Genomic DNA, 11,762 nt, shown 5'->3' with positions numbered 1-11,762 from the left:
GTACAATGCGTCGGTTTACGTTTACCCGTATTCAATCGAGTATAGCAGTGGCTTTCTCCTGTCTCATTTTATTGACTACTATCATTATGAGCTTCAGTTCATATCAGTTATCCGCAGATGCAGTTAGGACAAAATCACAAGATTATACATCGCAAATTATCGATCAAGTAGACAGGAATATTAAATCGTATATTACGAGCATGGAATACATCACGCTAATGGCCCTTAATAATGCGGATATAAGGAATTTCATGAATTCTCCGAATAATAACACTCTGAAAATTGATGACGAAGCAAGGCTTCGAATACGCAATTATTTTCAATCTATACGGAGTTCTCGCAAAGATATTTCGTCTATCATTCTAGCGGGTGATAAGGGTTCTTATTACATATCCGATCGATCCGATACATATTTGAAGCCTAATCTGAACTTAAGCAACCAGTCTTGGTTTGTTAATGCGAAGGAGGCACAAGGGCTAGTCGTTATCTCTTCGCCGTATGTTCAACATGTATATTTGAAAGAATACCGTTGGGTCATCTCGTTTAGCCGAGAAATTCGGAGCGACAATGATAAACAGAGTCTCGGCGTTTTCTCGATCGATTTGGACTTTGATGTGATTAACAACATTTGTAGCGACATTAGCATTGGTCAACGCGGTTATATTTTTATCGTCGATAAAGAGGGGAATGTTATCTATCATCCTCAACAACAAATCGTATATAGTCAATTAAAGTCTGAAATGATTGAGCAAGTTCTTCGTTATGACAATGGCAGTTTTGTTATAGATGAAGGTGCTAACAGCCGTATGTATACAACGAAAGATACTGGATATGGATGGAAAATCGTTGGTGTTGCATATTTGGATGAGCTTGTGAGCAATAAGGAGGCAATGAAACGCTCCTTTCTATTCACGGGCGCTCTATGTATCGTGATCGGTCTAATTTGCGCGGTCATTATTTCTCATAAACTTTCACTTCCGATCAAACGGCTGGAATCGTATATGCGAGAAGTTGAGGAAGGGAACTTCAATATTAGATCAGACATTATATCAACAAATGAAATTGGTAAATTAAGCAAACGTTTTAATATTATGATCGGTAAAATAAGAGAATTGATGAATCAAATCGTGGTGGAGCAGGAGTTTAAACGTAAAAGCGAACTAAAGGCGCTCCAAGCGCAAATTAATCCGCATTTTCTATATAATACTTTAGGTTCGATCGTTTGGATGGCAGAAGGAAAGAAAATGGAAGAAGTAGTGACGATGACCTTAGCTCTAAGTAATTTGCTGCGAGCCAGCATCGGCAAAGGCAGTGAATTAATTCCGATTCAAGTGGAAATAGAGCATATCACAAATTACTTGACGATTCAGAAAATGCGTTATAAGTCAAAACTGGATTTTCGAATTGACATCGACGAAGGAATTTGGCATTGCAAAATACTTAAGCTTGTTTTACAACCGCTGGTTGAAAATAGCATTTATCATGGGATTAAATATAAAAGCGGACCGGGGATAATCCAAATTATTGGCGAAAAGTCACGGGATTGTATTTTACTGAAAGTGATCGATACCGGTATAGGTATCGATTCTGAGAAACTGCAACAAATCTTATCGAATCACAATAGTATCGAAGACAAAGGCGTTGGCGTGATGAACGTAAATGAGAGGATACGGCTTTCTTTCGGGGAACCGTACGGTTTAAGCTTTAAAAGTCAGGGTGAAGGTACTGAGGTTACGATATGTATCCCCATTATAGAATAAGGAAGGCGAAACGATGCGAACAAGGAAAATGGCATTGCTTACCATTGTACCACTGCTTTGCGCCGCTTTCGTCTTGATGGTGCGCTTCATTGATTTTACCCCAGAAAAAGTACTAGAGACTAAGCCCAAAATAATCATAGTTACAAAGACGAGCGATCCGAACGTAGAGTATTGGCGAACGTTGGCTGCAGGTGCGAAGGTTGCTGCAAAAGAATTCGGCGCAGAGGTGGAAATCGTAGCTCCACGCTTGGAAAATGATGCGGACAATCAAATTAAAATCGTGGATACCATCCTAAAGTATGGACCACTGCCCGAAGGCATTATTTTGGCTCCAATAGATGCTGAAAAAATGACTCTAATTGCTGAAAAAATTATAAACGCAGGTGTACCGCTTATTACAATTGATGCGCAATTAACAGGAAATCTCGCGAGTAGTGTAATTGCCACGGATCATTTTGCAGCAGGGATGAAAGCTGGAGAAGAAGCTTTAAGGTTGCTTTCTGCTCGTTCCAGAATTTCCATTATTAATTTTGATCAAGGCTCCTTGTCACAGATGGAAAGGGAAAGAGGTGTGAGGCGGGTGCTTGGGAAGCATCCAGGAATCGAAATCATGGATACTTATTATAGCAGTGGAGAAAATGCAGCTTACGAGTTCACCAAACAACTTCTAAGTAATCCTGATTCCGTAGACGCTATCATTGCTTTAAACGAGACGGGAACTAAGGGCGCAGCTAGGGCAGTGAAAGAACTTGGTTTGTCTGGAAAGGTGAAACTAGTCTGTTTCTCCAGCTCAATTGAAGAGATTCACCAACTTGAAGAAGGAGAGATTCAAGCCCTAGTTGTACAAAAGCCATTTAATGTGGGCTACTTAGGGGTAAAGACATCCGTACAGCTTCTGAATAGGGAGAAAATCAGCCCTCAAATTGATACTGGCTCCGAAGTTGTAACAAAATTCAATATGTATAACTATGAAATTGAAAAGCTGCTTTTTCCATTTGGCGAAAGGTAGGGGACCATGTGTAGTAAATGGACGAGACTTATTGTTTTTCTCATATGGATGGGATTATTGATAATTGGATTACATTCGGAGCAACCAGTAAAGGCTGTTAAGCGTTCGGCGACTGGAATTACAAACAATACCTTTTTTGAAGGAGTCAAACTGAAAGCGGCTTTAATCGGTGGGGGCACTTACGAGTCCTTATATGAGTCCATTCATAAGTTTGAGCAAGAGACAGGCGCAAAGGTAGAGATCATATTTAAAGATAATAATTTTAATTTGGACAAGAAGCTGAAAAACGATTTTACAGCTAATAAAATTGACTATGACGTTATTTCAACGCATTCCAGTCAATTCCCGGGCTACGCTGATGCACTTGTATCATTGGAGTATTTATTTACTGAGGATGAGCTCAGAGACTTCTCTCCATCGATATTAAATGCCGGTGAAATAGATTCGAGACTGTACATGATTCCAAGGCTCGCAGATATTGGCGTGTACTATTATAGGACGGATTTGTTTTATGACGAAACGAACAGAAGCAAGTTTAAGAGCGAATATCATTATGATCTGGCACCTCCAAGAACGTTGGAGCAATTGAAAGACATTTCAATTTTTTTTGCCAAGCAAGGTACGGACCTATCAGGAACACAATTTGCAGGCAAAGAAGAAGCATTATCAGGCCGTTTCATGGAACTGACGCAAGCGTTTGGCGGTGATTTTTTTGATGATAAAAGGAATGTCATAATAAATCAATCAGGCGGCTTGAGGGCAGCTCAATATTTGCGTGATCTGTATGTAGCGGGCGCAATGCCAAAAGGGGTTATTGATTTCCTGTGGGATGAAGTAGAAAATAACTTTGCGAATGGAAAAATCGCCATATATTCGGATTGGCCGGGGTGGTATTCTACACTCGATGATCCGAAAAGTTCAAAGGTTGCGGGCAAGTTTGACGTAATTCGTGCGCCTGAAGGGCCAAGTGGCATTCATCCTGGTTGGGGTGGGGTTCATGGATTCGCAATAACGAAAGCTAGTAAGAATAAACAGGCAGCTGCTGCACTTATCAAGTTTTTGACAAACGCTGAAAATATGACGAACGAATCAAAGCTGGGTGCAACTCCTGTTCGCCTCTCGGTATGGGATCAAGTATTAAATGATGCAAAAAAAGGAGATCAGCGAAAGCAAAACTTCTACAATACATTAAATATTGCTTTAAAAGAAGATTTTCGCACACCTCCGCCGATTAAACAGTGGATTCCGTTATCCAATATTTTATATCCGTACCTGCAAAAAATCATTATAGGTGATATGTCACCTAAGGAAGGATTAGATGCCGCGGCAAAGGGAATCACAGAAATGATGAATCAAACCAAATGAAAACATGTACAAAAGCTGCTCTTTCTCTTCGAGGAAGGCAGCTTTTTTTATTAATAGTGGAATTTTAGACCATCATCGGGGAAATTTCTATTAACTCTCGAGGACATTCACGTTAATCTATTCATAAATCATACATGAAACATGTTATAGATATCAAAGTGAACAAACAGGGGAACTGGAGGAAAAATTATGGGAAAAAATTCAAATGTAATATTGGAATCTCAGCTAGGTTATCCCAAAAAAGGAGTTCTATTATCAATCTTGAAACGAAGTGATACAAGTGTAGTTGTGGCTTCATTGATCCTATTTATCGTATTTGCAATTGGATCTTCCAGTTTTTTATCTTCGTACAATTTGTTTAATGTCTTTAGAACCACATCCTTGTTCTTATTCGTTGCTCTAGGTCAAGCGATTGTGCTGGTCATAGGTGGAATGAACTTGTCCTTAGGGGCGATTGGCGGACTCTCTGTCGTTACAGCAGGCTATACCATGCATACGCTGGGATTACCTGGCCCCGTGGCAGTCCTATTCGCACTCATCATTGGAGCAGCAGCTGGTTATCTCAACGGTATTGTAATCGTTCGTTTGAAATTGAATGCGTTTGTCGTGACACTGGCGACTTCATTTATTTTTACGGGTCTTGTATTTGGTATATCCAAAGGATTTCCTTACACGAATATTCCGAAGGCGTTTACTTTTATTGGAAGGGAGGGCTTGCTCGGATTACCTTATTTATTTTGGCTTATGATTTTTACGTTAATCGTCTTGTGGTATGTGTTTAAGTACACCGTGATCGGAAGACAAATTCTTGCGACGGGCGGGAATTTGGTAGCTGCACGCTATTCGGGCATTAAAACGGACAAAATCATTCTGATGGGCCATGTGTTATCAGGTATATTTGCTGCTATTGCAGGTGTGTTATGGATCTCCAGAATGGGGTCGGCTACACCGGCAACAGGAAGCGATTGGATGATTATTTCGTTCGCTGTGGCCGTCATTGGGGGAACTGCTCTCAATGGAGGAGCCATAAGCGCGATAGGGCTTTTTGCAAGTTCGCTAATGATTGCACTCATTAATAATGGATTAATTATGCTTGGTGCCAATGTCTACTATGAACAAACTTTCCTTGGGGCCATCATCATGCTAGCAGTCATCGCAGAGAGTTTACGAATCAAATATAGTTCACGCCGAAAAAAATAAGAGAGGAGAGAATGTATGCTGGAATTGAGGAGTGTTAGCAAATTTTTTCCAGGTGTTAAGGCGCTCGACAATGTGTCCATAACATTCAAACCTGGTGAAGTTCATGCACTGTTAGGGGAAAATGGGGCAGGGAAAAGTACGTTAATCAAAATCATCTGCGGCATATATCAACCCGATGAAGGCGAGATTCTATTAAACGGTAAGAAAGTGCGATTCGAAAGCTTTCGTGATGCCTTGGATCATGAGATAAGTATTGTGAATCAGGAAATACAAGTTATTCCTCAATTCAGTATTGCTGAGAATATTTTTATAGATAAGATCGAAAAATTTGCAAGCGCTGGCATTGTCAACTGGAAACAGATCAATACGGAGGCAGCCAAATATTTAAAGATCGTCGGTTTGGAAATGGATCCTGCAACCTTGATTGCTGGACTGAGTGCAGCACAGAAGCAGCTCGTTCAAATCGCCAAAGCGATATCTTCAAATGCAAAGGTGTTGCTGCTCGATGAACCGACTTCCTCGCTAACGAAACATGAAGCCTTAAAACTGTTCACGCTTGTGACTAAATTAAGAGAACAAGGTGTAGTGCTTATATTTGTATCGCATAAACTTGAGGAGGTTCTATCCCTTTGTGATAAAGTATCCGTCATTCGCGATGGCAAGTATGTGGGTACTATGGATCGTGGGAATGTGACCAAACAAGATATCGTCAAAATGATGATAGGCCGGGAAATGAAAGATCATGATTTGGGACAGTTGGATATTAACACAGACAATAAAGTTCTAGAAGTGAAGCATCTAACGCAAGCAGGGCGATTTAACAATATTAATCTGGATTTGCACGAAGGTGAAATATTGGGCTTTTATGGCCTTGTAGGATCCGGAAGGACAGAATTAGCCAAGATCTTGATCGGCGAAGATAAGATGGACGCTGGTGAAGTATGGATACACGGCAAGAAGGCGTCTATTCATAGTATGGCGGACAGTCTTTACAAATATCGATTAGGATATGTTTCCGAGAACCGCAAGGAAGAAGGTCTTCTTCTGGAGGAAACTGTACGAACAAATATCGGAATCACCATCTGGAAGAAAGTTGTTCAGCCTGCGATCCATAAAATAAATTTGAAATTGGAAGAATTCGAAGCACAGCAAATGATTAAAGCTCTTCATATCAAAGTTAATAATTCTGACGATATTGTTGGTGGACTGAGTGGGGGTAATCAGCAAAAAGTAAGTATTGCGAAGTGGATCGCCGCAGGCTGTGATATTTTAATCATCGATGAACCTTCTGTTGGCGTAGATGTCGGAGCGAAGGAATATATTCATCAGCTGATTTGGAATTTAGCGAAGGTTGAGAAGAAATCGATTATCGTCATTTCATCTGACTTGCCTGAATTGTGTACGCTCGCTAGAAGAATCCTCGTATTTCGAGAGTTTCAAATTGTAGGTGAACTCAATGATATTAATGATAGACCATACTCGTATGAGGAGTTAAGCGGAAGGATTGGTCAATATTTAGCTTAACGCATGCAAAGTTGTTGAATTGGGGTTATATACGCCCAGTTAACATAGCTTTGAAAGGATTTATATTTAGTAGAGGAGGGAAAAAATGGGAAAAACGAAGAAGAACGCTCTTGTTTCACTCATGGTACTTTCACTTGTAGGCACGCTGGCAGCTGGTTGCAGTACCTCTAAGGGAGGAGATCAAACGGCTTCCAAAGAAACGGATTATAAATTAGGTTGGTATGCATCCGCTCCGCACCCCTATTTTGAAGAAGTGAAAAAAGGTGTTGAAGCTTTTGAGAAAGATTACGGCATTACAGTAGAGAAACAAATCGGACCAGACTGGAATCAAACGAGCGAAACTGACAATGTAGGTGCCTTAGCAGCTAAAGGGATTAAATACTTTTCCATATACCCATCTGACGGTAGTGGAGCAAACGGATTGTACGAAGAATTAACCAATCGTGGCGTGAAGATTGTCAATTTCGGCGCATCTACAGTTCAACCAACGACAGCATCTTTCTTTGTCGGAACAGACGCTAAGAAGGCGGCAATGGTTGCTACAGAAAAGCTGATCGAATTGATGGGAGACAAAGGGAACATCATTAACATACTTGAAGTGTTGGAAGATTCTAATACGATTCTACGCAAACAAGGTGTAGAAGAAGTTGTGAAGAAACATCCAAATGTAACAATTATTCAAGAGATTTCTGGCATGAAGAGTACGGAAGAAGCTGTTCAGAAGATTGACAGTGTTATAGCCGCAAATATCGATAAGGTAGACGGTATTATTGCTACCGGATTTACGCCTACTGTTGCAATAGCTCAGGTTATGGGTGATTACAAAAGCAAAGACAACAAGCGAACGATTCATTCTATTGGAATTGATACGGATCCAATTGTTGTAAAAGCCATTAAAGATGGCACCGTAGATGCGACCATCGCACAGAATTCATTCGGTGCAGGCTACTTGTCTATGTTGTTGTTGAAAAAAATGGCCGACGGATGGGCACCAAAACAAGATTCATACGCAGTCGATGGCGGTATTGTTGTCGTTACGAAAGACAATGTTGATACGTTCCAAGACGATATTATGAAAGTAACAAATGATCTTAAAGCGAACTTAGAAACAAAGTACCTGGAGAAAAAATAAAAGAAATTGAAAGGGGAAGGGCGTATGAAGAACAGATCGTTCAGACTTGTCGGATTCCTGTTGGTGCTTGGGTTGCTAATGGCGCAGATTCCGGTTGTGTCCGCAAATGCGCCGTTGCAGGCAAGTGGTGATCTGGTGAGCAATCCAAATTATGCGCTTGGCGCTAAGGTTACCGCGTCGGAAGCTTACAAAGACGGCAACTATGATCTGAAGGCCGAATACGCGGTAGATGGCGATAAATCCACCTGGTGGGCAACGAAAAACAATTGTGTCAGCGCGACCTATGAGTTATCGCTGAAAAGCGCTACGAAGATCAACCAGTTGGGTCTACATGAATACGGCATCTACAATAATCTGAAAACGGTTACAGTCGAGTATAAAAGCGGCAGCAACTGGACGGCGGTTTCCCATGTCAAAAAGCCTGTGTATGCTGGTCAGTCCCGCACCGTCGTGTTCGATGAAGTGATGGCTAGTGAATTCCGGCTTACCTTGACGACGGTGAATCCTCCGGAGGGTTTGAATTTCAGCGAAATTCAACTGTTGTACGAATTGCCGATTTGGGTTCAGGCGACGGCGACCAATTCCGACAATAGTAATCCCGCCCTCAATTTGGTGGATGAGGACCCTGCCACCGCCTGGCTCTCCGACGGCAGCGAGAAGCAGTCCGTGATCGAAATCGAGTATGGCGTTGCCAAGATCGTCAATACAATCACGGTAGACGAGGCCAAGCAGACGACCGGCAAGCTCAAGACCATTCAGGTAGCATACTGGGACGGTGCGGCGTGGAGAACACTGAAAACGGTGGACTGCGCAAAGCTACCGTACAAAAAGAATATTTTCTTTGCGTCTGTCACCACCAGCAAGATTCGGCTGACCGTGAATACGGACACGAACGGGGCCATGAAAATCAACGAGATCACCGCCCAGGAATACCCCGCAGCAGATATACCGCTGGACACGGGCCTGATTGAGCTGGAACCGAATGTGGTGCCGAGCGAGCACCAGAAGACAATGGTAGATCGCGGATACACCATGTTCCTCCACTTTGGTATCAATACATTCACCGAGAACGAATGGTCTTACGGTGATCTCTCTCCCGCTACATATGCGCCGACCTCCATTGATGCCGACCAGTGGGTAAAAACTGCCAAGGAAGCCGGAATGAAGACCGTACTTCTGGTGACCAAGCACCACGATGGCTTTGCCCTGTGGGACAGCGCTTACACCGATTACGATGTCGGCAATCCGCTGTCCGGAAGCCACATCGATGTATTGCAGGCGGTCTCCGACGCCTGCAACAAGTACGGCATCAATATGGGCGTCTATTACTCTGCGTGGGACAACAATTGGGATCGAAAATACGGTAAGCAGAATGACGCCAAATACAACGAGTACGCCAGGAATCAATTATCGGAGATCATGAGTGGCAAATACGGCCTCAAGGACGAAAACGGCCGAGGCGTTATATCAGAGCTGTGGATCGACGGGAATTGGGAGAAGGCTGCCCCACGGTGGGAATTTGGCAAACTATACGACACGGTCAAAAAACTCCAGCCCAGCAGCCAGGTTGGCCTGAATTGGACGATCGGAAGCACCGATGGCACGGTGAAAGGCATCCCCGATCATAGGGAGGGCGACAACATCTACTATTTCCCCTCTGATTTTAGATTGGGCGACGGCATGGAGACCAGCAACAACGATCCGAAGCTCTTTACCTATCGCGGTCAAACCTATTACCTCCCTTTCGAGGCGACGCTAGTACTCAACAGCTCTTGGTTCTGGCACACGGGTTATGGCACAAGGCCGTCCATGTCTCCAAATACGATTGCAGCCAAGTACAATAAATACAAGAATGAAGGCAACATCCTGGTGCTCAACAGTGGCCCCAATCGCCAGGGCAAACTCGAACAGGCAGACATTGATTCGCTCTACGCCGCCGCCAGAAAGCTCGGCATCGCCAGTGGAGATGCACAGAAAAAGAACCTTATGGATTTGGAGGAAAAGATTTACGGTCGTAACCTCGCGCTGAACGCAACGGGCACTTCCGATCAAACGTATACGGAGACTGCCGGCTATGAGGTCGAAAAAATGTTCGACGGTAATTCCGGAACGCGCTGGGCTTCACGTGGCGGCGATACGGACAGCACTGCGAAGATCACCCTCACCGGGGAGAGAACCTTCAATACGATGGTGCTGACGGAAGACGCAAGCTTCACAAGAACGGGCAATGTCACGATTCAATACGAAAAAGATGGACAGTGGATCGACATTCTGACAAAAGAGAAGCTGCAAAACGGAAAACTGGTTGTCGCACTGAAGACACCGGTGACGGCAACCCAACTGAAGTTGATTGCAACCGACGAGCAAAAGAGAGGTCCGACGTTCTCCGAGTTCTCGCTATATATGGTAGAAGACGGGGCGCTGCCAGAGATCGAGGCTACCGCAGAAGAGTCCTCGCTGAAGGTGGGGGAGAGCACCCAGCTTGTTGTGCAGGATTCGGTGGACAAAGTGGATTTGATGAAAATCGCGAAGTTCGAATCCAAGGATAGCACTGTCGCAACTGTGAATGCTTCCGGTAAGGTTACTGCCGTAGCCTTTGGTGAGACCGACATCACTGTCACGGTGCAGCTGGCAGGCAGGACGCTCACCAAGCAGGTGCCCCTGACTGTCACAAATGGCTATGAGATCAAGGCAACCCAGGCCGAAGGCGGCGTCATCAGCCCGGCAAACGTCAAGGTCGACAAGGGAGGCAATGCTACGTTCACCATCATGGCCAACGACGGATACGTCATCAATGACGTGTTGGTCGACGGCAATTCAGTGGGCATTGTAACCAGCTACACCTTTAATAAAGTGGATGATAACCACATCATCACTGCCGTCTTTGCCAAGAAGGGAAGCGCACTGCTGGGAGCAATTCTGAAAGGGGCGGGCAATGTCCGTGCAGGCGAAGCGTTTAACCTGACCTATGGATTGGAACATGTGGCTCACAGCATTTACGCCCACGATCTGACATTCACATACGATCAGTCGAAAGTGGAATTCGTCTCTGCGGAATCCGTAAAAGATGGCTTTGATATCGTAAGCCGTAAGGAAGCGCCAGGGGAAGTTCGGATTCTGGCGGCTAGCCTCGGAACAAGCAACGGGGTAAACACGGATGGCGATCTGCTCAGGCTGCATTGGAAAGCCAAGCCGATCAACGTATCGACATCGACCGAAATCCTGCTAGCGCATGCAGTTGTCTCCGAAGGCGACGGCGCGGAAACCTCATTAACGGACGCTTCCCACAGCGTACAAATCGTCTTTGTTGATAAAGCGGTATTGAGTGCCCTCATTGCCGACGCACAATCGAAGCATGATGCGGCTGAGGAAGGCACCAAGCCCGGCAAATATCCGTCAGGATCGAAAGCGACGCTGCAGGCGGCGATTGATCAAGCTAAAGCTGTGGCCGACAATGCAGCGGCTACCCAGCAGCAAATCGATCAAGCGTCTGTTGCGTTGAATGAAGCGCTGCAAGCGTTCCTCGCTTCGGTGATCTCGCGAATTCCGGGGGACATGAACGGGGACGACAGAACCAGCATCGGGGACCTGGCTATTATAGCAAGCTACTATGGAAAAACCAAGGAAGATCCGAACTGGAATCTTTACATGGCAGCCGATCTTAATGGTGACGGCGTGATTGACATTGTGGATCTTGCCATTTTGGCAAGGAAGATTCTTGAAGTCGAATAAACCAGAAATAACGGGAATTCTACATTATTCCGCGAATCCT

The 11,762-nt window shown here is 44.2% G+C and carries 7 protein-coding genes; all 7 read left to right on the top strand.

Annotation, left to right across the window (positions count from 1 at the left end; genetic code table 11):
* The first annotated feature begins 5 nt into the window (after positions 1-5).
* The 7 genes from ACFQZR_RS21120 (at position 6) to ACFQZR_RS21090 (ending at position 11,722) form a co-directional block, all read left to right on the top strand.
* The gene (locus tag ACFQZR_RS21120; protein WP_379349626.1) at positions 6-1,760 is read left to right on the top strand and encodes a cache domain-containing sensor histidine kinase; all 1,755 of its coding nucleotides are present in this window, start codon (positions 6-8) and stop codon (positions 1,758-1,760) included.
* Positions 1,761-1,773: 13 nt separating this feature from the next.
* On the top strand, positions 1,774-2,769 hold the full coding sequence (locus ACFQZR_RS21115; RefSeq protein ID WP_379349623.1) for a substrate-binding domain-containing protein: 996 nt from the start codon (positions 1,774-1,776) through the stop codon (positions 2,767-2,769).
* A 48-nt stretch (positions 2,770-2,817) separates the two neighbouring features.
* Positions 2,818-4,134 (top strand): ABC transporter substrate-binding protein, encoded by a 1,317-nt coding sequence (locus tag ACFQZR_RS21110; protein ID WP_379349621.1) that lies wholly within the window; start codon positions 2,818-2,820, stop codon positions 4,132-4,134.
* A 261-nt stretch (positions 4,135-4,395) separates the two neighbouring features.
* Complete coding sequence (locus ACFQZR_RS21105) at positions 4,396-5,334, top strand: ABC transporter permease (protein ID WP_379349619.1); 939 nt, start codon at positions 4,396-4,398, stop codon at positions 5,332-5,334.
* A 15-nt stretch (positions 5,335-5,349) separates the two neighbouring features.
* On the top strand, positions 5,350-6,858 hold the full coding sequence (locus tag ACFQZR_RS21100; RefSeq protein ID WP_379349617.1) for a sugar ABC transporter ATP-binding protein: 1,509 nt from the start codon (positions 5,350-5,352) through the stop codon (positions 6,856-6,858).
* 85 nt (positions 6,859-6,943) lie between these two features.
* Positions 6,944-7,990 carry a sugar ABC transporter substrate-binding protein gene (locus ACFQZR_RS21095; protein ID WP_379349615.1) on the top strand — a complete coding sequence of 349 codons (1,047 nt, stop codon included), beginning with the start codon at positions 6,944-6,946 and terminating at the stop codon, positions 7,988-7,990.
* A 24-nt stretch (positions 7,991-8,014) separates the two neighbouring features.
* Positions 8,015-11,722, top strand: a complete 3,708-nt coding sequence (locus tag ACFQZR_RS21090; protein ID WP_379349613.1) for an alpha-L-fucosidase — start codon at positions 8,015-8,017, stop codon at positions 11,720-11,722.
* Positions 11,723-11,762 lie beyond the last annotated feature (40 nt).

This window comes from Paenibacillus sp. GCM10027629 (assembly GCF_042676425.1).
Lineage (GTDB): Bacteria > Bacillota > Bacilli > Paenibacillales > Paenibacillaceae > Paenibacillus_K > Paenibacillus_K terrigena.
The sequence above is the reverse complement of the archived record's forward strand: the minus strand, read 5'-3'. Positions and strand labels throughout refer to the sequence as shown.